This window comes from Microbulbifer magnicolonia, assembly GCF_035117725.1.
In the GTDB taxonomy this organism is placed as follows: Bacteria; Pseudomonadota; Gammaproteobacteria; order Pseudomonadales; family Cellvibrionaceae; genus Microbulbifer; species Microbulbifer magnicolonia.
In genome coordinates, this window is the sequence record NZ_JAYEFD010000004.1 from 13,174 (window position 1) to 33,398 (window position 20,225).

Below are 20,225 nucleotides of genomic sequence, written 5' to 3' on the forward strand. Positions count from 1 at the left end.
TGTTCCAAATTCGGCGCCAGTTCACGAATGCTGTGCTGGCGCCGCGCGATTGCTTAAAAATCGAACAGCACCGCCAGCGCCAGTACCGTAATCCACAGCAGCAGCGCCCGGGACAGCAGCGCCTGCAGACCCTCCAGCTGGGCGCCGCAGGCCCTCTGGCCCTCGGAGACTTCGAAGCCCGCGTTGCACGCACTGGCGTCGATACCGCCGAGCGCGCCCTCCAGATAGGCTTCCAGCACTTCCGCCGTATTCCGCTCGCGGCACGTCAGGCACTGGCGCCAGGCGCGGTAACAGCCGGCGAAGTTGCCGACGATCGCGAAGCTGAAGCCCATAAGACGCACCGGCAGCCACTCCAGCAGCCACAACCAGCGCTCCGCAGTGGCATCGCCCTCGCCGTCGCGGCACTGTTCCGCGTAGAGCGCGCTCAGGCGAAACAGCAGTGCCCCCGGAATGCCCAACAGCGCAAACCAGAACAGCACCGCAAACAGCCGCTCAAACGCGCAATAGGCGGCGCCGCGAAACACCTGTTCGTGCAGTTGCTGGCCGCTGGCCGGCTCTTCGTGCAACTCGCGCAACAGCGGCGCAGCCGACTGCTGCGCGGCTGTCAGGTCGCCCCGGTACCAGTCGCGCAGGTAATTGGACAGAATCTCGTTAAAATTGCCCCGCCCGAGGCAGTACAGCAGCAGCGGCACGCCCAGCAGCAGAGTGCCGAGGCCCCCCAGCAGCACCTCGGCCAGCACCATCAGAATCGCCGCACCCAGCGCCGGTGGCAGAATCGTGGCGCCCAGCAACAGGCCCGGGTCCCTGCGCAGCCGCTCGATGCCGGAGAGGCGGTTTCTCCACCACTGAAACCAGTCGTCCCGGTGCACAGGGGCACCGGAACCCCATAGCTGCACAAGCCCCAGTGCCAGCAATACGATCAACAGTGCCATAGTTATTCTCGATATGGTCTGATTAGGTAGAGAAGAATAACGCCAGTGGCGCTGACGGAAAAGTCAGATACCCGCGGTGGCGGCCGCTGACCTGCACACGCCGCTGGTACAGGCCCCCTGCCGTTGCACAGGAGCTAGGCGGTCACCGCATCCAGCTCGCGGAAGTAACGCTGCCAGTCGAAGCCCGGACCGGGGTCCCGTTTGCGGCCCGGCGCGATATCCGAGTGACCGGTGATCCTGTCCCTGTCGATAGCGGGAAAGGCGGCCATGATCGCCGCGGTCACTTCGGCGAGCGAGCGGTACTGGGCATCGGTATAGGTGTCGGTATCCAGGCCTTCCAGCTCGATACCAATAGAGAAATCGTTGCAGTTGCAGCGCCCGTCAAACTCCGATTGGCCGGCGTGCCAGGCGCGCCGGTCCAGAGGCACATACTGGGTTACCCGGCCATCCCGATCGATCAGAATATGTGCAGAGACCTGCAGCGCGGCAATCTCGGAAAAATACGGGTGGGCATCTATGTCCAGCTGCCCGAGGAAGAAGGCATCAATGTAGGGGCCGCCGTACTGTCCCGGTGGCAGACTGATACTGTGTATCACCAGCAGGTCGACCGGGCAGTTTTCCGGCCGGCTATTGCAGTGAGGACTCGGCACCTGGCGCGCCCCGGACAACCAGCCGGATTCCAGTTGGTATTTCACTCGGTGATCTCCGCTCCGACAGACTGCGAGCCCGGAGGAAATTCCGCGCCCTGGCGAATGACCATTTTATGGAAGCGTCGATCGATCTGCCAATCGCCGCGGAGGCCCCGCACGCCGGGGGATATTGTTCGGCCGATCGGCGGACGCTATCTGCGCCAGCCGCGCAGATAGCGGAAATCCCCGGCGGGAATGCAAAAGGCCAGGTGCTGCGCCCGATTCAGCGCAGGCGCAGGGGAGAATCCCGGGCGCCGCACGCGCAATTAATCCGCTATGGCCTCCTCGGCGACCTTTACGGCGATTTTGGGCGCGCCAATCGTGCCCACCACGTAACTGAGCGCGCGCTCGAACAGCGGCCCGTTATCCAGCGGCACAATGACCTCGTCACGCAGTGCGTGCGCCAGCTCCAGCCGCGAGTAGACCGCGACCTTGACGCCGGCCCGATTGACGAACATGAACTGGTCGAGATCCTTGATGATCGCCGCCAGGCGGCAGCGCATCCCGGCGCCTTCCCGACCCTGCAGCATGAACCAGCTGTCTTTGAGGTGGTAGGTCTGCCGCCAGTGCGCGTCACTGCTTTCCAGTTGCGCCAGCCCTTCGGGGCGGGCTGCCGGCGCCGCTTCGGCAACCTGCTGCAGCTCTTCCACCGCCGGCAGGTCGGTCTCCTCATCCACTATTTCCGGGGTGTCGGCGTCGGGTTCTGCGGGCGCTTCAGCCTGCGCCGCCGGCGCAGGTTCGCTCTCGGCCGGCACCACCGCGAAGGCGGGCTCGGCTTCAGTGACACCCGGAATTGCGGGGATCTCCATGACGCTGTCGGCCTCGCGGAGCAGCTCCTGCACCAATCGCTCGCGGGTGCGGCGTTCGCGCTCCGATTCAACCCGCTGACCGAGTGCGTGGCGCTCCCGGTACAGGGTATCCAGGCCGTGCATCAGGCGCTGCCGGTCACCGACGCTCAGGGAGAGGGATCTCGCCCCCTCGTCCAGGCGCTTGCGCAGGCCGGGCAACAACTGTTGCATCTTGAAGCGACTCTCGGGCATAGGTGCAACGACACTCCACACCAGGTCGCGGGCGGTCAGCACGTTGCGGCGCCAGCCGGTACTGTCCGTGCCCTCCTTGAGGCACGTGCGGAACAGCACAATGTTCCAGACCCGGTTCAGCCACTCGTGCGCAACCTTGGGCAACTTGCGCTCGGCGGTCAATGCGTCAAACACCGCTGCGACCCGCGCCTTGGCCGCCTCTACCCGGGCACTGCCCAGAGCCTCATCCACCGTGCGCCGCTCCATGACCTCGGCGCGACGGCGCTCGCGGGCGACAAACTCTTCAAAGGACTGCAGCAGCCGCGTGAAGATACTTTCGTCGGTATCGAAATCCTTCAACACCCGTTCGACCACCCGGCAGATTTCGCGGTAGAGCGGTTCTTTCTCGTAGTTCTCTCCCGGCTGCCAGCCGATAGCCGCATCCGCCAGCGCATTGAACAGGCGGCGTGCCGGGTGTCCGCCCTTGCTGAAGAAGGCCTTGTCCGCGATTGCGATCTTCAGCAGGGGCAACTGCAGCCGGATCAGCTGCACTTTGACCTGCTCGGCCAGATTGCGGTCTTCCAGCATGAAGGAGAACAACAGGTCCACCATGCGGATGACTTCATTGTCCAGCTCGTGCAGCGACGCCCCCCGCTTCGCCTCCAGCAGGCGCTGCTGCAACAGGTTGTTGACATTCAGTACCTGGCCGAGCGCGCTCGTCTGCAGCGGTACTGACTGCAAGGCTCCCAGATGCTGGATCAGGTCGGGCGTGGCCAAGGGCACTATGCCGGGCGCCGCCGGCAGCAGGCCATAGCCGCCTGCACCGCCGCCGACATCGCCGCCACCGACATCGCCGCCACCGGCATGGCCGCCGACGGCGGGAACCTGGCCCGCCGCACCGCCACCGGATCCAAAATAGGATCCAGAGTAGGTTCCGGAGTAGGCCCCGGGTACCGCCGGGGAGGCCGACGGGGAAGCGCCGGCAAAGGCTGACGCCCCCGGCACAAAGCCTTGTGGGGCCGAGGGGGCGGGCGCACCGGGCTGCAAGGCGGCGCTATCTGCGGCACCGCCGGTGGCGCCGGGCGACATCCCCGGCGCACCCGGGCGGGATATCCGTCGGCGCTGCAGCAGCGGGTCCTTCAGGCCCGGCAGGACGCCTTTTTCGATCAGCAACTGGTTACAGTTCTGATACAGCGTGCCCAGTTTGGCCGCCAGGTGCTGCTCAAATTTTTTCAACACCGTGAGGCGCGCACGCAGATGGATGTTTAGTGGCTCGAGCGCATCCGCAAAGGCTCGGCAGAGGACTGCCGGCGACAGGGGCATGTTCTCGTCGTAGACCTTGACCGGCAGCAGGGTGTCCAGGCGCAGGGAAAGCTCGGCGATTGGGCTGGCACAGTCACGCTTGACGTCGGCGATGATGGATTTCAGTGCGACCTGCTGCTCCAGGTCGTCGTTCTGCAGAAGGGTCAACCCCCCTTCCGCCGGAGAATTCGTCTCTGGCAGCGCGTCCGCGCCCCGGCCGTCAATATCGACAAAACCCTGCTGGACGGCGGTAACAAAGCGATCGGTCAGGCGGTTGCGCTCGAGCCGCAGCATCCTCAGGGCCTGGAAGAGGCCGTCCTGCTCCTCCTGGTTGTGCACCTTTTCCGCCGTCGCAAACAGCGTGTCATCGACGCCGGCGAATACTTCTTTCATGCGCGCAAACAGCCAGCTACTCGCCGTGTCGCGCACACTGACGACTGCAGGGGGCAGCGAGGGGTTATCAGATCGCTTGGCCGCGCTGGATCTATTTTTGGAAAAAGCGATTACGCGCGGAAACTCATTGGTATCCATGTCAGCCTCTATGCGCCGCCCTGGCGCCGAGAAAATATATTTCTCCGGCGGTCAGCCCTGACCACATCGGAATCAGCTTACATCTGTACAAAATTGAGGAAAAAGAGAAATCAGGCGCCCGCCCCGAAACGGTAAGAGTAACTTCCGCCAGAATGAAAAATGCGACAAGGGTCGCACATTTACTGGCATTTCTGCGCCAAGAGAAATATCCGGCAATTGACACGGATGCGCAAGAGCGGCGCAGCCAGTTAGACGCCTTTTTATTCGAAATATTTTCAGGACTTGTCGGGGAGTCAGGAATGGCAGTCAAAAAGCCGTGACATTGGCGCCTGTTGACGCCGAATGTGCATTTGGTGACCGGCCGCGACTGCGCGCGGCCGGCACCCTCAGTGGCGGTTTTCCAGGGGGTGGTTAGCCCTGCTCGCTGCGCTTCCTGCGCACGTTGCCGATCACGGACTGCAAGGCGCGCTCGAACAGCATGCCGTCATCCAGCGGCATCAGCCGGGCCGCGCGCATTGCGTAGGCCAGGTCGAGGCGGGAAAATTCCGCCACTTTGGCACCATTGCGGTTAACAAAAATAAACTGATCGATATCTCTGATGACCGCCGCCAGGCGGCAGCGGAACTGTTCGTCTTCCGAGCGTTTGAGTTCAAACCAGCTGCCCTGCGCCAGACGGAAAGTCATCTGCCAGTGCGGGTCGCTCTCCGGCAGCGGTGCGAGTCCTTTTTGCTCGGGTTCCGCCGGAGCCAGCTCCGCCTGCGCCACCGCCTGCTCCAGTTCTTCCATCTGTGGCACGGCGATCTCTTCCGCAGATTCCTGCGCCGCCTGTACCATTTCCTCAACCGCCTCCGCAGCGGGTTCGACCGCCGCGGCTTCGCGCATTTCGCGCTCCACCTGCTCCTTGGCCAGGCGCTCCCGCTCCGCCGTCAGCTGCTGCGCCAACGCGAAGCGCTCCCGGTACACCTCTTTCAGGCCGGCAAATAGATTGCGGGCCTCGAAGGGATTCATGGAGATGGCCTCGATGCCCTCGCGCAGTCTCTCCTGCAGCGCGGGCAACAGGCCCAGCAGCTGCTGGCGGCTGTCCGGCATGGGCGCCTGTATGCTCCAGACCAGATCCCGCGCGGTGCGCACATCCCGGCTCCAGGACTCGCTGTCGGTCCCTTCCTTCACACAGGTCAGAAACAGTACATTGCTCCAAACCTTGTTGAGCCAATCCTGCACGACCTGCGGCAGGTCGCGCTCCGCCACCAGGGCATCCATCACAGCAGCCACCCGCGCGCGCGCCGCCTGCGTCTTGGCGCGGCCGTCCGCCTCGTCCACCACCCGGCGTTCGAGCATCTCCGCGCGCTTGCGTTCACGGGCGATAAACTCGCGGAAGGATTCCGACAGCAACGCAAAAATATTGACGTCCTGGTCGAACTCGCTGAGCACGCGGTCGACGACCTGGCTGACTTCCCGATACAGCGGGTCTGACGCGTAGTTGTCTCCGGCCTGCCAGCCAGTGGCGGCGTCCGCGAGTTCGTTGAGCAGTTTGCGCGCCGGGTGACCGCCTTTGCTGAAGAAAGACTTGTCGGCGATAGCCACTTTCAACAGCGGCAGCTGCAGCCGCCCCAGCTGCGACTTGAGCGGCGCGGCGAGATTGCGGTCCTCGAGTATGAAGGAGAACAGCATCTCCACCAGTTTGATAATGTCGCTGTCGACCTTGGCCAGCGAAGCGGACTGATTGGCCTGCACCAGGCGCTGCTGCAGCAGTTCGCCTACATTCAGCAACTGCACCTGCCCGGCGGACTGATACTGCGCACCGCTCTGCAGCTCGCCCAGGTGTGTCAACAGGTCGACCGACGGCATGGGCGCGAGGCCGGCCGTCGCCGGCAGCAGTCCGGGGGCAAATCCGCCACCGCTGACCATTCCTGCACCCGCTGTATGGCCTGCGCCCGTCATCCCCGCCTGACCGGCGCCCGTCGCTGCGCCGGCGCCGCCAGGACCGTTCGGGCGCTGGCCTGAGCGCTGCCTGGCAACGCGCCGCTGTTCGCGCAGCGACGGCAGGACGCCGTGCTCCACCAGCAGCTGATTACAGACATCGTAGAAATCTTGCAGCTGCAATATGACCACCTGCTCGAACTTCTTCAGCAGGGTGAGTCGCGCGCGGATATGGATATCCAGCGGGCGCACCGCGTCCACGAAGGCATCGCAGATGGCGTCGGGACCCAGAGGGTTGTTCTTGTCGTAGATCTTGACTGAGTAAAGGGTATCGAGGCGCAGACACAGCTCGGCGAGCGGCTCGGCGTAAGCCCGCTTGGCATTGGCCACCATGGTATCGGCGGCCACCAGCTGCTCCAGATCGTCGTTGTGCACCAGGGACAGGTTTTCGGAGGCGAAGGCGTGCTCCGCTTCCTGTTCCGGGGATTTGACCTGGAAGGCCTCGTTGAGGTTGTTGGCGAAGCGCTCGGCGATGTTGCGGCGTTCGACGCGCAGCAGGCGCAGCGCCTGGAAGAGGCCGTCCTGCTCCTCCTGGCCGTGGGCCCGCTCGGCCATGGAAAACAGCGAATCGTCGACCTTGGCGAACAGCTTCTTGGCCTGCTCCAGCAGCAGGTTGCGCGCCTTGTCCCGCAGGGCCGACACCGCCGCTGGCAGCGGCGCCGTCTTGCGGGCGGAAAAATCCAGACGCTTGACGCCTCTTTCCGCCAGAGACACTACCTTGTCGGACTCATTCATTTCTAAGAGTTCCTCTGGATGCCAGCCGGCACCCTGCGCAATTGATCGTGTTCGAGGGCGCCGTCGGCTGATCGAGGCGCCTTGTAACCGGTTGTTTTTATACGCGTCGGCACGCCGGGGCGCCGCGGGCAGATTGAACGGCAGAAGGCCATTCTACAGGCGAGCCGGGCTGGCTTGACAACTGGCGGCCGTTTCTTTGCGGCTTATTTGCGACACTGGTCACAGCTGCGCCCGAAATCAACGCTTATCCGGGCAGCTCGCCCCGAGTTTAATGACAGCGCTAGCAAATACAATCCAAAGCCGGCTGCTTTTGATAAACTGCGCCCGCTTCCGATCCGAGGTTTCCCGATGCAGCCACAAGACACCGCCATTCCCCACCTGATAGCCGACATGCGGCGCGCCGTGCGCGTGGCACTGGCCGAGGATATCGGCAGCGGTGATATCACCGCGCAGCTGATACCCGCGGATCGCGATGCCTGCGCCCGGGTAATCACCCGCGAGGACTGTACCGTCTGCGGGAGAGCCTGGGTGGAAGAGGTCTTCCGCCAGCTGGACCCGGAACTGCAACTGACCTGGCACTGCGAGGACGGCGATCGGGTCGCGGCGGACACAGTACTGTTCGAACTCAGGGGCAATGCCCGCGCCATTCTGACCGGCGAGCGCACCGCGTTGAATTTCCTGCAGACGCTGTCGGGCACCGCCACCACCGCGGCGCAGTTTGCCGCGCGCGCGGCCGGCACCCGGGTCAAGATACTGGACACGCGCAAGACCATTCCCGGCCTGCGCAGCGCGCAGAAATACGCGGTGCTCTGCGGCGGCTGCCACAATCACCGCATCGGCCTCTACGATGCCTTCCTGATCAAGGAAAACCATATCGCCGCGGCCGGCGGCATCGACCGGGCCATCGCCCAGGCGCGCGCCATCAAGCCGGAAGCCTTGGTGGAAGTGGAAGTGGAGAGCATCGATGAACTGAAGCTGGCCCTGGCCAGCGGCGCCGATGTCATCATGCTCGACGAATTCAGTGACGAGGACACACAGAGCGCGCTGGCGCTGGCGAAAGGCAAGGCCAAGATTGAGATTTCCGGCAGCGTCGACCGGGACAGACTACAGCAGCTGGCCGGCCTCGATGTGGACTACATCTCCTCGGGCAGCCTGACCAAACACCTGCGCGCCATCGACCTGTCCCTGCGGATCGATCTCTGACCCAGATGGCGCTCAGCCAAGGAACTCAGCTGCCAGTTTGCACGGAATTGTGCGGTGGGAGCCTGCCCAGCAGGGCCTAGCTGCGGGCGTACAAAGCACCGCTTTGTACGCAGCTTGGCGACCCGCCATGGATGGCGGGGCTGGGGCCGGAACAAAGGCGGCAATGTCGCGCCATGGATGGCGTGCCTGAAGCTTTTTACCGGCAATATTCGCCAGCCGTGCTGGCTCCCACAGGGTGACGCCCCTTAATTGAACGCCCTTCGACTGTGATCCCTCCCCCTGCAACCAGCAGACACAGCGCTTTTCGCGCACGCGGAAAGCTCGCCGCCAGCATCTCGCCTAAGGTTACTCATACCGGCAACGGACCACATCAGCCTCACCAATGGAGACAGGCGCAATGAACCGCTGTGAAACCTGTGGCAACGAATACGACAAGACGATGGAAATCACCATCAACAACCAGGCGCACACCTTCGACAGCTTTGAGTGCGCCATTCAGGCGCTGGCCCCCAAGTGCGAGCAGTGCAACTGCCGGATTCTCGGGCACGGCACCGAGGCCGAGGGCAAGTTCTACTGCTGCGCCCACTGCGCGGCGCGCGCGGGACACGACGAGTTCGTCGACCGGGTGTAACCCGCTTTCCGATAAAGCGAGACCGGATGGGCCAGCGCTATTCCGCGGCCAATCCGTTCAGCACCGGGCGCACCTCGCCCCGCTTTTCGGGCTGGCTGCCGACATTGAACAGACATCCGGCCCGGAATTTCAGCAGCGGAACCCAGCGGCCGACGCAGGCGAACAGGCCGCGCTGCTCGATATAGCGCGCATAGGCGACATAGTCCGGGTCCCAGGACAGGTGCCGCTCCTCGGTGCGCGCGCGCATGAAGTAAACGAAATTCACCAGCAGCAACAGCAGCGAGTGGCGCAGCGCCTCGTCTGCGCTCGAGCTGACCATAAAGGGCATCGAGATCATCCACCAGGACAGGTTCTTGCTGATATAGGCCGGGTGCTTGGTGAATCTGTAGGGGCCGTTGGTGAGGATGCCGCGATGGGTCAGGTTGGAAAACCGTATACCAAAAGGCACGCTCGCCCAGACGTAGATCGCAATCAACAGCAGAATCGCACTGCCCCACAGGCCGTAAGCCAGGGGGGTATCCCAGAGCCAGAATCCCCAGGCGGGCCCCTCATCGTATTTCAGATAGTTGCCGGAAAATGCGCTCCAGAAGGGCTGGTAGCTGAGCAGCGCCACGCCCCAGCCGAGGAAACTCGGTTCCGCGGTGCGGATATGGGAATCGAACAGGCGCAGCGTGCACACATAGCCGACCGTCACGAACAGCAGGTCGATGTAGTAGAGAAAATTGAAGGTGAAATCGAACACCGCCTGAAAACTGCCCGCCAGGCGCGCGAAATCAAAATTCAGCAGTGCGGTCAGGTTGTTGCCCAGATAGACAAACATCAGCGGCAGGAAAAACAGCTTCACCAGCCAGCCGAGTAGCAGCTGGCCAATACTGCGGCCGTCAATGTCACCGCGGCGCCCGAGCAGCCAGCTGCCCAGCTGCCAGTAGCCGTCGCGCGGCTTCAGCATGTAGCCGTCGAGCCAGTAAAAATAGGGAATTGCCAGCAGCAGCCACCAGGGCAATGCCGCTTTCACCAACCGGAAATAATTGTCGTAAAAGGAGCCGCGATACTCGGGAAACAGCCAGTAGACCCCGGCCACCAGACCGATACAGGCGTAAAAGCCCAGCAGCTTGACCGCCGTGCGGCGCGCACTTCCCCGCTTGCGCGGCCGGGAAAAATCCAGCCCCGCAGAGGCATTGCGGTAGGGTTTCAGGAACAGCCACTCGAGCAGAATAATCGGCAGTGCCAGCGCTGCGCAGACGACTACCAACCCCAGGGTGCGGGACGGCAGCTGCTGCCCGTACTCGCGCAGCCACACCACCGCCAGCAGGGAAATCGCCAGGGCGGTGAGATTGATGGCAACGCTGGTGGGGGCTTCGGGGCAGGCGGTAACCTCCGCCGCCTTCCGCTTATTATTCTTTTTCATTTCACGGCCAGGTAATCAGTAGGTTTTCCGGGACCCGATCCAGAAAAACCTCAGGGGCGGCCCTGCTACCGGTGGCCTTTTGCGGGACACGCTGTAAATACGTCCCTGTACGCTCTCTGCGGCCATCCATGGCCGCAGAAGGTTCCGCAAAAGGCCCCCTGCAGCAGGGCCTTCACTTCCCGTTTTCAGTTTCTTTCCCGGGTCCAGACCAAAGTTACTGATTACTGTGCATGGCTTCAATCAATTCGCCATTGCCGGTATCGCCGCTCAGTTCCCAGAAGAAGGACCCGCCCAGGTTCTGGTCGGCGATGTACTGCATCTTGCCGGCGATGGTGGACGGGGTGTCGTAGCTCCACCAGTTGTTGCCACAGTGTGCATAGGCAGTGCCGCCCACGGTGCCACTGGCCGGGCAGGCGCTCTTCAACACCTTGTAGTCCTCGATGCCGGCCTCATAGGTACCCGCCGCAGCGCCGGTGGCGGAACCACCGGGGGCCGACTGGCTAACCCCGGTCCAGCCGCGGCCGTAGAAACCGATCCCCAGGTTGATCTTGTCGGCGGCAACGCCCTTGTTCTTCAGTGCCTGGACGGCCTTGTCCGAATAGAAACCGGCGAGCGGGATGCCCGCATACTCGTGCAGTGCCGAGTGCGGTGCCGTGGGCCCATCCGCGTCGAAGGCGCCGAAGAAGTCATAGGTCATGACGTTGTAGAAATCGACATACTGGGAGGCGCCGGCGTAATCAGCCTGGTCCATCTTGCCACCGACATTGCCGTCCGCGGTGATCGCCGCGGTGACCAGCTCGCCGCCAAAGCGCGCGCGCATTGCGGCCATCATGTCGGCCAGGGCGGAGTAGCCGCTGGAATCGCAGCTCAGCCCGCAGGCGTTGGGATACTCCCAGTCCAGATCGATGCCGTCGAAAACACCGTCCCAGCGCGGATCGTGTACCAGGTTGTAGCAGGACTCCGCAAATGCCTGCGGATTCTGCACCGCCTGGCCAAAGCCGCCGGACCAGGTCCAGCCGCCGAAGGACCAGAGCACCTTGATGTGCGGGTACATCTGCTTCAGCTTGCGCAGCTGGTTGAAGGAACCGCGCAGAGCGCCGGTATCCCAGGTATCGGCCACACCGTCGACGCTCTCGGCGGCGCTGTAAAAGCGATCGTAATCCGCGTAGGAATCACCGATGGTGCACTGGCCGTTCTGCACGTTGCCGAACGCGTAGTAGATATGCGTCAGCTTCTCGGCCGAACCGCTGGTGACGATATTTTTCACATGGTAGTTGCGCTGGTAGACGCCCCACTGGACAAAATAACCACCCAGGCGCTCACCGCCGCTGGAAGAACCGCCGCTGCCGCCGGACGAGGAGCTGCTAGAGGAGGTACCGGAGGAACCGCCGGAGGAGCCGCCCGAAGAGGAACCGCCGGAAGAGCCGCCGTCACAGGCGCCTTCGTTGTTCCAGACCCCGTACTCGCCGGACTGGCTGGGATCTTCGCCCTGGGTCCACCACTTGGCGGAGTACTCGACGCTCTGATGCTGGACGCGATCTCCGCCGACATAGACGTCCGACGCGGACCAGACCGGCAGATCTCCGCAGTCGCCGCCACCGGAAGAGGAGCCGCCGGAGCCAGAGCCCCCGGAAGAGGAACTGCTGGACGAAGAGCCGCCCGAAGAGGAACCGCCGGAGGACGACCCACTGCCGCCGTCGCAGGCGCCCAGATCACTCCAGGCCTCGCTCCAGGCCCATCCCACACCCGGCTCGTAGGGGCCGCCGACGGTGCACCAGCCACCGACATCACAACTGTAGGCCACCGCATTGTTCTGGACGATATCGCCGCCGCTGTAGGAGGAGCCGTCCACGTACACCGGCACGCCGCCACAGTCATAGGCCGACACCTGCCCCGTAAAACAACCCACCAGCAGCAACGCGGCCAGCTTTATTGGCATCATTATTCTCATGTTTTTTCACCGTTATTTGTCGCTTGAATCCGAACAGGTCAACGGCGAATCCTTGCGCAAATACCCCCCGCGAGACCCGACGCCGCGACCTCACAACCGCTGTACTTCTCCGATACCGCTTCAGCGAGCCGTGTCGATACGAGAGTACAAATTGTTGCGCTGGCGGCCCTGGGACCGCTGCGGCGACTTCCCTCCGTGCATTGACGGAAATTCACGGCACCGAACTGCGTTTTACACGCGCAGACAACGCTGTCATTTCAAAATGATAACGCTGTCATTTGTACAAAACCGAAGATAACCCCGATTATCTTTTGGTGCCAGCCGATATCCGCGGGCAAATGCAAAGAGGCGCACATAAAAAGGGAAAGAACTGCGCCGATGCAGGACGGGCAGAAAAGCTGGCGGCGAATTGATTCATTTAATAAAAAATGTGCCGGCGGGCAGTCAGTGATGGTGGTGGTGCGGGGCTTCCGCAGACGGCACCGCGTCATGGGCGGCGTGTCCGCCGTGTCCGAGCGCGCCCCAGAGTGTCCAGCAACCGAACAGTAGTATCGCCCCGGCAAACAACAACCGCACCGCCGGCCGCTGTACGAAACCGCGCACCCGGGCGGCGGCGGCGCCAGTGGCGAACATCGCCGGCACAGTGCCGAGGCCGAAGGCCAGCATGGCCAGCGCGGCGCGCCCGCTGCTGCCCTGGGCCAGGGCAAAGGTCAGCGCGCTGTAAACCAGCCCGCAGGGCAGCCAGCCCCACAGAGATCCCAGCGCCAGCGCCTGCCCGGCGGTGCGCACCGGCAGGAGTTTCGCCGACAGCGGCTGCAGGTAGCGCCATAGGTAGGCACCGCCCTTCTCCAGCCACACCAGGCCGCGCCAGACGCCGCCGATATAGAGCGCCATGGCGATCAGCATCAGGCCGGCCGCGATGCGCAGCGGCGTCAGCGCCGGCAGCGCCGCCGCCCCCAGGGCTCCGGCGATCGCCCCCATCAGCGCATAGCTGCCGAGCCGCCCGGCGGAATAGGAAGTCAGCTGCAGCCAGGCGGTCTTCTGCCCCGGCACCGCCATACCCAGCGCGCCGGCGATGCCACCGCACATGCCGATACAGTGGCTGCTGCCGAAAAAGCCGATCGCCAGCGCCGCGGCGACAAAACCCCAGTCGCCCATCTAGCGCTCCCCTTCCCCATCGTCATCCGCATTGTCACTGAGGTCGGCCCGGCACCTGTCCTCGCGGGGCTCGTCATCGTCGAACAGGATGCGCCGCCCCTCGGTGTCCAGGTCGTCGTACTGGCCGTTGTTCACCGCCCAGAAGAACAGCTTGACGGCGGCGCCGACAAACAGAATGGCGATGGGTATCAGGAAATACAGGCTGTCCAAGGTCAACTCCGGCTTCTCGGTGTGCACGGCGCACCCTACGCAGGGGATGTAGCAGTAGGGTGCGCCGTGCGCACCATTACAGCGGTTCGGGAAAGGCGCAACGCGTTCAAGACCACGATCAGCGAGCTCGCCGACATGCCGATGGCCGCCGCCCAGGGCGGCACCAGCCCGCCGATCGCCAGCGGCAGTGCCAGCGCATTGTAACCCAGCGCCCAGGCGAGGTTCTGGCGCACTATGCGCCGGCACTTGCGCGCCAGGGCAATAGCACTCGGCAGCACGCCGAGGTCGCCGTTCAGCAGAATGGCATCGGCGCGGGACTGGGCCAGGTCGGCGGCGGACATCATCGCCACCGAGGCATCGGCCCCCGACAGCACGGGCACATCGTTGATACCGTCGCCGACCATCAGCACCCGCTCGCCTTGCCGCTGCAACTGCTGCAGGTGCACGAGCTTGTCTTCCGGCGAGCTGCCGGCACGGAAATGCGTGATACCGGCCGCGCCGGCAAGACGCGCCACCTCGGCGGACTGGTCACCGCTCAACAGCTCGACCTCGAGCCCGCGGCCGTGCAGCTCGGCCACCGCGGATTTGGCCGAGGGCCGCAACCGGTCGCCGAGCGCAATCCAGGCGATGGGCCCGGCGGTGTCCGCCAGCAGCAGCCACTGCCCTTCGCCCGCCGGCGAGGCCGGAGCTGCGCCCCAGGCAAAATCGGCGCGCCCGAGGCGATAGCGCTGCCCGTCGATGACACCCTCGAGGCCGCGCCCGGTGTGCACGCGCAACTCGCCGGCCTCGAGATTGCCACGCCAGGCGCGAAAGGCGCGCGCCAGCGGGTGGTTGGTCTGGCATTCCAGCGCCGCGGCCACGTCTTTTACCCGCTGTTCGCCCCAACCGTCGCGCAACCGCTCTATCTGCAGAATCCGCGGCTCGCCCCGGGTCAGGGTGCCGGTCTTGTCGAATATCACGCGGCTGATACGCGGCAGGGTTTCCAGCAGATTGCCGCCGGCCACCAGCAATCCCAATTGCTGCAGGCGCAGGGTCGCCGACGCCAGCGCCGCCGGTGTGGCCAGGGACAGCGCGCAGGGACAGGTCACCACCAGCACCGACAGCGCCACCCAGAAGGCGCGGCCCGAATCAATCTGCCACCAGGCGACGAAGGCCGCCAGCGCGGCCAGCAAGACCACGCCCACGAAGACGCCGGCGATGCGATCGGCCAGCGCCACCTGCTGCGGCTTTTCCAGCTGCGCCCGCTCCACCAGTCGCTCTATCGCGGACAGGCGGGTAGCCCGGCCGGCGGCGGTCACGCGTACCTGCAGGATAGAGTCGCCGTTGACGCTGCCGGCGAACACCTGGCTGCCGGCCGATTTCTGTTGCAGGGCCGCCTCGCCGCTGAGCAGGGATTCGTCCACGCCGCTCTCGCCGTCGATGACCTCGCCATCGGCGGCAATCGTATCGCCGGGGCGCAGCAATATGACATCCCCGCTCACCAGCGCCGCCACCGGCACATTCCTGATGGCATCGCCCTCGAGTTTCGCCGCAGTCAGCGGCAGCAATTGCGCCAGGCCGCCGCTGGCGAGCCCGGCCCGGTGGCGCGCGCGCATCTCGACGGTGCGGCCGAGCAGCAGGAAGAAGGTGAACATGGAGATGGATTCGAAATACACCTCGCCGGTGTCAAACACCGTGGCGTAAAAACTGGCGGCATAGGCGAGCCCGATGGCCAGGGATACAGGCACATCCATACTCAGGTGGCGGGCGCGCAGGCTGCGCAGGGCCGCGGCAAAGAACGGGCGCGCGGCGTAGAACACCACCGGCGTCGCCACCAGCAGTGACACCCAGCGCAGATAGCGCTCCAGCTCCGCCTCGATGCCGCTGCTGGCGCCGAAGTAGAGGGCGATGGCGAACATCATCACCTGCATGGTGCCCAGCCCGGCGACACCGAGCCGGCGCAATGCGGCGCGGTGCTCGCGCTGAATCATGCCCTCACTGTTGGCCGCGGTAGCCGGCGCCGGCCGGTAGCCGATGCGCGCCAGCGCGGCAAACAACTGGCTGGGTTGCACGGTCGCGGAATCGAAGCAGATCTGCGCGCGCTGGGTGCTGGCGTTCACCGAAACCTTGTCGACGCCATCCAGCCGCCCCAATTGTTTTTCGATCAACCAGACACAGGCGGCGCAGCTGATGCCGCCGATCAGCAGGCTGGCGACCCTGCGTTCCCCGCTCCAGTCGCGCACATACTGTTGTTGCACCTCCGGCAGGTCGTAGGCGGCCCAGCGATCCGCCTGGGGCAGCACCTCCTCGGGGCGCTCGCTGTTGCTGTCGCGGTAGCGGTAAAAGTTGTCCAGCCCACCGGCGACGATTGCCCCGGCTACCGCCTCGCAGCCGGGGCAGCACATGGGCCGCTCGGCGCCGTCAATCAGCACTGAGTGATTACCGCCCGCGGGCACGGGCAGGCCGCAGTGGAAACAGGAGGGACGCGTCATCGGCTGGCGGGGTTCAAGGGAGCGGCTTGGCCCAGATCAAAATTGATTTCGCCCTTGAGACGCCACTCGGCCTGCTGATGCTGTTGCGGGTTCAGTTCAGGCATCAGGCGCAGGTACCAGCGGTGTTGCAGATTTTCCGGGACCCTGCCCGTATAGCGACCAGCGGATACCTGTTCGAGCAGTATGTGGCGGTCCAGGTCCGCCTCTACCGGGTGACTCAGGGTCAACAACAACTGTTGCGGGTATTCGCCATTGCCGTTCCGGTTTAGACCGCTGAGTTCCAGGACCACGCTGCTGTCCTGGCGCTCAGGGCTGTTGTCCGCGGACTCAAACTGCACCATGCCTGCCAGACCCAGCACCAGAGCGCGCTGATCCTGGTCGGCGGTGAAGTGGTACATGCGGCTGTCTTTGTAATAGGTATCGCTGACGGTATCGTCGGCGTTGCGCACGGCGATGGATACCATCACGAAGCTGGCGACCAGCGTCAGGATCAGCGGTGACAGCACCAGCCAGGCCCAGAATTCGCGATACCAGGGTTTTGCGGTTTGTTCGTTCATCTCTCTACCAAAAATTGCGGGCGCCTTGCCAAATATGCTCGGTGACGGCCCTGCACAGACCTTTCGCCTCCAGCGCCGAGTCCCTAATTACTGTTTCGGCCCGATAAAAACCGTCTGGTGCCGGTCACTCAGCTCGGGCTTATCCACCGCCTGGACCACGATATAAATATCGTGCTTGGTCGCCTTCAACTGATCTCTTGGCACGCTGACGCGAATGGGCACCGGCAGTATCTCACCCGGCTGCAGATAAATTTCGCGGGGTTTGCGCACCGAGTAGTCGTAGCCGGCCACGCCCTCCACGCGGATATCGAAGGTGTGTGGCACCTGATCCATATTGTTGATCTTTACCGTGTACACGTTCTGAATCAGTCCCTGGGACTCCCGGTACATGCGCGCGCCGCGATCGCGCAGTACTTCCGCTTCGATCGGGCTGCGGGTCAGCAACTGCTGCGCAAACAGCCCCGTCATCGCCAGCAGCACGAAGGCGTAACCGAACAGGCGCGGACGCAGATAGTTGGTCTTGCCGGTTTCCAGTTCGTCCTCGGAGGTAAAGCGAATCAGGCCGCGGGGGTATTCCATCTTGTCCATCACGCTGTTGCAGGCGTCGACGCAGAGGCCGCAGTTGATGCACTCGTACTGCATACCGTCGCGGATATCGATATCCACCGGACAAACCTGCACGCACCAGTAGCAGTCGATGCAGTCCCCCATACCCTCGGCGCGGTAGTCGATGCCCTTCTTGCGCGGCCCGCGGGTTTCACCGCGCTTCGCATCGTAGTAGACCGCCAGGGTATCTTGGTCGTACATCACCGACTGGAAGCGCGCGTAGGGGCACATGTACTTGCACACCTGCTCGCGCATGAAACCCGCGTTGAAATAGGTCGCGAAGGTAAAGAAGGCCACCCAGAAAACGCCCTGCGGATGGGCGTCGAAGCTGGCCAGGTCCACCACCAGGTCGCGGATGCCGTAGAAGTAGCCGACGAAGGCCAGCGCCGTGGCGACGGAAATAAACAGCCAGATCGCGTGGGTGCCGCCCTTGCGCAGGATTTTCTCCGCGCTCCAGGGCGCGGCATCCAGTTTCATACGCTTGTTGCGGTCGCCCTCACAGATGCGCTCCGCCCAGATAAACATCATGGTCCACACGGTCTGCGGACAGGTGAAACCACACCAGACACGGCCGAGCCAGGTGGTCACGGCAAACAGGGCGAAGGCCGCGATGATCAGCAGCCAGGCGAGCAGGAAGCCGTCCTGGGGACCGAAGGTGGTCCACAGGATATGGAACTGGCGCGCCGGGAGGTCGAAGTGCACCGCCTGGCGCCCCTCGAGGTTGAGCCAGGGGATAAAGAAGAAGGCCAGCAGCAGCGGCAGGCCGGTATATTTGCGGATACGGGTATAGGTGCCGCGAATGTGGCGGATGTAGACCTTGTCTTCGGACTCATAGAGCATGCGGTAGCGCACTTCGCCACTGCCGTCCTGCTCTTCGCGGGTAGGAATCAAATCACTCACAAAAACCTCACTGATACACAGGCGCCGGTTGCGCACGGGTACATTCGTTTGGCCAAACTATGAGGCTTTTCTTCTTCGTCCCTGCAGCGCCCTGTCCCTGTTTGGCCCGGCAGCGCCGGGCCCCGCCATGCGGTGTTTACTGTTGTTCGTCTTCCTGACGGGACAGGCTGTAAACATAGGCCGCCACCAGGCGGATCTTGTCCTCCCGCAGTTTGTCCTTCTGCGCCGGCATCTGGTTCTGGCGGCCGCCGCGCACGGTGTGCTGGATCTGCTCGCGGCTGCTGCCGTAGAGCCAGATATTGTCGGTCAGGTTGGGCGCGCCCAGGGCCTGGTTGCCCTTGCCGTCCGCGCCGTGACAGGCCATACACACGGTGCCGAAAACCTTCTGCCCCGCCGCCGCCATCTCGGCGTTGTGCTCGAGACCGTTCAGCGCCAGCACATATTCGGTCACGTTCTTGACCCCCTCCTCGCCGATGATCGGCCCCTGCGGTGGCATCAAGCCCCCACGGCCATTGTGCAGCGTTTCGAGGATCTTCTCCGGCGTACCGCCGTAGAGCCAGTCATTGTCGGTCAGGTTGGGGAAACCGTAGTTGCCGCCGCCGTCGGCGCCGTGGCAGACGGCGCAGTTATTGGCAAAAATCCGCGCGCCCATTTTCAGCGCCTCGCGATTTTCCGCGATCTGCTCGATGGGCATGTTCACGAACTTGCCAAACGTCTCGTCAAACTTTTCCACGGCCTTGGATTGATCCTTCTCCAGTTCGCCCACCGAAGTCCAGCCGCCGAGCCCCTTGAAGTTGCCGAGCCCGGGGTAGATGGCCAGGTAGACGCCGGAAAATATCAGCGTGGCCACGAACAGCATGAACCACCACTTGGGCAGCGGGTTGTCGTACTCCTCGATGCCGTCGTAGACGTGACCGGTGGTCTTGTTCGCAGGCTCATCCTGGTCACTCACCGCCACCTTGCGATTGGCAAACAGTACCCAGATGATCAGTGCCAGGTTGGTCAGAGTGAGCACAGTAACCCACACACCCCAGAATGTACTCATTGTTCGTCCTGCCCCTTTCTTTTAGCCGCCGAAGGCCCGTCCGTCCGCTCGGCGACTCCGGTATCTTCTGTCGATGATTCGTCTTTTTTCCTGCCTGCCAGCCGGGCCGCGCGCTCGGATTTCTCCTCGTCGGCAAACGGCAGCATGGCGTCCTCTTCAAAGCGCTTCTTGCGCTTGGGCGAAAAGGCCCACCAGCAGACTCCGAGGAAAGCCAGCGCCCCGAGGACAACGGCAATTTCCCGCAATGTGTTGATATCCAAGTGCCGCTACTCCGTTAGCGTTTCTGCTGAACAAGTACGCCCAGCTGCTGCAGGTAAGCAACCAGCGCATCGACCTCTTTTACGCGGCCGCCAACGAAAGGCTCGCTCGCCTTGGCGATGTCCTCATCGGTGTAGGGCACGCCCGCCACGCGCAGGGCACGCATCTTGGCCGCGGTGTGCTCACCGGTTACGACATTGTCGAAAAGCCAGGGGAAAGACGGCATATTGGATTCCGGCACCACGTTGCGCGGGTTGTACAGGTGGGCGCGGTGCCACTCATCCGAGTAGCGGCCGCCCACGCGCGCCAGGTCCGGGCCGGTGCGCTTAGAGCCCCACAGGAAGGGATGCTCGTAGACGAATTCCTGGGACATGGAATAGTGGCCGTAGCGCTCCACTTCCGCGCGCAGCGGGCGCACCATCTGCGTGTGGCACACGTGGCAGCCCTCGCGAATGTAGATATCGCGCCCTTCCAGCACGACCGGATCCAGCGGTTTGAGTCCGGCGATCGGCTCGATATTGGCCTTGACGAAAAACTGCGGAACAATTTCCACCAGTGCGCCGAAGCTGATGGCCACACAGGTCAGGACGATCAAAATGCCGACGTTCTTTTCTACTATGTCATGATTTTTCACGGTTT

The 20,225-nt window shown here is 63.6% G+C and carries 17 protein-coding genes; 3 read left to right on the forward strand and 14 right to left on the reverse strand.

Annotation, left to right across the window (positions count from 1 at the left end; all coding sequences use genetic code 11):
• Positions 1-53: 53 nt before the first annotated feature.
• From ampE to RRF64_RS16335, 3 genes are all read right to left on the reverse strand, one after another.
• The gene (ampE, locus tag RRF64_RS16325; RefSeq protein WP_323846990.1) at positions 54-932 is read right to left on the reverse strand and encodes a regulatory signaling modulator protein AmpE; all 879 of its coding nucleotides are present in this window, start codon (positions 930-932) and stop codon (positions 54-56) included.
• Positions 933-1,066: 134 nt separating this feature from the next.
• The gene (ampD, locus tag RRF64_RS16330) at positions 1,067-1,627 is read right to left on the reverse strand and encodes a 1,6-anhydro-N-acetylmuramyl-L-alanine amidase AmpD (protein ID WP_323846991.1); all 561 of its coding nucleotides are present in this window, start codon (positions 1,625-1,627) and stop codon (positions 1,067-1,069) included.
• A 260-nt stretch (positions 1,628-1,887) separates the two neighbouring features.
• On the reverse strand, positions 1,888-4,473 hold the full coding sequence (locus RRF64_RS16335; RefSeq protein WP_323846992.1) for a DUF1631 domain-containing protein: 2,586 nt from the start codon (positions 4,471-4,473) through the stop codon (positions 1,888-1,890).
• A gap of 152 nt (positions 4,474-4,625) precedes the next feature.
• Between RRF64_RS16335 and RRF64_RS16340 the strand changes: the two genes are divergently transcribed.
• Positions 4,626-4,793, forward strand: coding sequence for a hypothetical protein (locus tag RRF64_RS16340; RefSeq protein WP_323846993.1), 168 nt, complete (start codon positions 4,626-4,628; stop codon positions 4,791-4,793).
• Positions 4,794-4,884: 91 nt separating this feature from the next.
• On the opposite strand, the gene RRF64_RS16345 is transcribed toward RRF64_RS16340, so the two are convergent.
• Complete coding sequence (locus RRF64_RS16345) at positions 4,885-7,188, reverse strand: DUF1631 domain-containing protein (protein ID WP_323846994.1); 2,304 nt, start codon at positions 7,186-7,188, stop codon at positions 4,885-4,887.
• A 348-nt stretch (positions 7,189-7,536) separates the two neighbouring features.
• Between RRF64_RS16345 and nadC the strand changes: the two genes are divergently transcribed.
• Together nadC and RRF64_RS16355 are read left to right on the forward strand one after the other, a co-directional pair.
• A complete protein-coding gene (gene nadC / locus RRF64_RS16350) occupies positions 7,537-8,391 on the forward strand; it encodes a carboxylating nicotinate-nucleotide diphosphorylase (protein ID WP_323846995.1) in 855 nt (284 codons plus the stop codon).
• Positions 8,392-8,788: 397 nt separating this feature from the next.
• Positions 8,789-9,022 (forward strand): hypothetical protein, encoded by a 234-nt coding sequence (locus RRF64_RS16355; RefSeq protein ID WP_323846996.1) that lies wholly within the window; start codon positions 8,789-8,791, stop codon positions 9,020-9,022.
• A gap of 37 nt (positions 9,023-9,059) precedes the next feature.
• Here the strand turns inward: RRF64_RS16355 and RRF64_RS16360 are convergent, their stop codons facing one another.
• From RRF64_RS16360 to ccoO, 10 genes are all read right to left on the reverse strand, one after another.
• Positions 9,060-10,430, reverse strand: coding sequence for an isoprenylcysteine carboxylmethyltransferase family protein (locus tag RRF64_RS16360; RefSeq protein ID WP_323846997.1), 1,371 nt, complete (start codon positions 10,428-10,430; stop codon positions 9,060-9,062).
• Between the two features lie 214 nt (positions 10,431-10,644).
• The gene (locus tag RRF64_RS16365) at positions 10,645-12,381 is read right to left on the reverse strand and encodes a glycosyl hydrolase family 18 protein (RefSeq protein ID WP_422732639.1); all 1,737 of its coding nucleotides are present in this window, start codon (positions 12,379-12,381) and stop codon (positions 10,645-10,647) included.
• A 444-nt stretch (positions 12,382-12,825) separates the two neighbouring features.
• Positions 12,826-13,539 carry a sulfite exporter TauE/SafE family protein gene (locus RRF64_RS16370; RefSeq protein WP_323846998.1) on the reverse strand — a complete coding sequence of 238 codons (714 nt, stop codon included), beginning with the start codon at positions 13,537-13,539 and terminating at the stop codon, positions 12,826-12,828.
• Positions 13,540-13,749 (reverse strand): cbb3-type cytochrome oxidase assembly protein CcoS, encoded by a 210-nt coding sequence (gene ccoS, locus RRF64_RS16375; RefSeq protein ID WP_323846999.1) that lies wholly within the window; start codon positions 13,747-13,749, stop codon positions 13,540-13,542. It abuts the gene before it with no gap.
• A gap of 35 nt (positions 13,750-13,784) precedes the next feature.
• Positions 13,785-16,220 carry a heavy metal translocating P-type ATPase gene (locus tag RRF64_RS16380; RefSeq protein WP_323847000.1) on the reverse strand — a complete coding sequence of 812 codons (2,436 nt, stop codon included), beginning with the start codon at positions 16,218-16,220 and terminating at the stop codon, positions 13,785-13,787.
• On the reverse strand, positions 16,217-16,777 hold the full coding sequence (locus tag RRF64_RS16385) for a FixH family protein (RefSeq protein ID WP_323847001.1): 561 nt from the start codon (positions 16,775-16,777) through the stop codon (positions 16,217-16,219). Before RRF64_RS16385 ends, RRF64_RS16380 begins: the two co-directional genes overlap by 4 nt.
• Before the next feature lie 87 nt (positions 16,778-16,864).
• Positions 16,865-18,283 carry a cytochrome c oxidase accessory protein CcoG gene (ccoG, locus tag RRF64_RS16390; protein ID WP_323847002.1) on the reverse strand — a complete coding sequence of 473 codons (1,419 nt, stop codon included), beginning with the start codon at positions 18,281-18,283 and terminating at the stop codon, positions 16,865-16,867.
• A 136-nt stretch (positions 18,284-18,419) separates the two neighbouring features.
• Entirely contained in the window at positions 18,420-19,328 is a 909-nt protein-coding gene (ccoP, locus tag RRF64_RS16395) for a cytochrome-c oxidase, cbb3-type subunit III (protein WP_323847003.1), read from the reverse strand.
• Positions 19,325-19,588 (reverse strand): cbb3-type cytochrome oxidase subunit 3, encoded by a 264-nt coding sequence (locus RRF64_RS16400; protein WP_323847004.1) that lies wholly within the window; start codon positions 19,586-19,588, stop codon positions 19,325-19,327. Before RRF64_RS16400 ends, ccoP begins: the two co-directional genes overlap by 4 nt.
• A 14-nt stretch (positions 19,589-19,602) precedes the next feature.
• Positions 19,603-20,220 carry a cytochrome-c oxidase, cbb3-type subunit II gene (gene ccoO / locus RRF64_RS16405; protein ID WP_323847005.1) on the reverse strand — a complete coding sequence of 206 codons (618 nt, stop codon included), beginning with the start codon at positions 20,218-20,220 and terminating at the stop codon, positions 19,603-19,605.
• Between the last annotated feature and the right edge of the window lie 5 nt (positions 20,221-20,225).

Coding starts and splice junctions, on each gene's coding strand:
- ampE (WP_323846990.1), bottom strand. CDS start 932: ATGGCACTGTTGATCGTATTGCTGGCACTGGGGCTTGTGCAGCTATGG.
- RRF64_RS16335 (WP_323846992.1), bottom strand. CDS start 4,473: ATGGATACCAATGAGTTTCCGCGCGTAATCGCTTTTTCCAAAAATAGA.
- RRF64_RS16340 (WP_323846993.1), top strand. CDS start 4,626: ATGAAAAATGCGACAAGGGTCGCACATTTACTGGCATTTCTGCGCCAA.
- RRF64_RS16345 (WP_323846994.1), bottom strand. CDS start 7,188: ATGAATGAGTCCGACAAGGTAGTGTCTCTGGCGGAAAGAGGCGTCAAG.
- nadC (WP_323846995.1), top strand. CDS start 7,537: ATGCAGCCACAAGACACCGCCATTCCCCACCTGATAGCCGACATGCGG.
- RRF64_RS16355 (WP_323846996.1), top strand. CDS start 8,789: ATGAACCGCTGTGAAACCTGTGGCAACGAATACGACAAGACGATGGAA.
- RRF64_RS16360 (WP_323846997.1), bottom strand. CDS start 10,430: ATGAAAAAGAATAATAAGCGGAAGGCGGCGGAGGTTACCGCCTGCCCC.
- RRF64_RS16365 (WP_422732639.1), bottom strand. CDS start 12,381: ATGAGAATAATGATGCCAATAAAGCTGGCCGCGTTGCTGCTGGTGGGT.
- RRF64_RS16370 (WP_323846998.1), bottom strand. CDS start 13,539: ATGGGCGACTGGGGTTTTGTCGCCGCGGCGCTGGCGATCGGCTTTTTC.
- RRF64_RS16380 (WP_323847000.1), bottom strand. CDS start 16,220: ATGACGCGTCCCTCCTGTTTCCACTGCGGCCTGCCCGTGCCCGCGGGC.
- RRF64_RS16385 (WP_323847001.1), bottom strand. CDS start 16,777: ATGAACGAACAAACCGCAAAACCCTGGTATCGCGAATTCTGGGCCTGG.
- ccoP (WP_323847003.1), bottom strand. CDS start 19,328: ATGAGTACATTCTGGGGTGTGTGGGTTACTGTGCTCACTCTGACCAAC.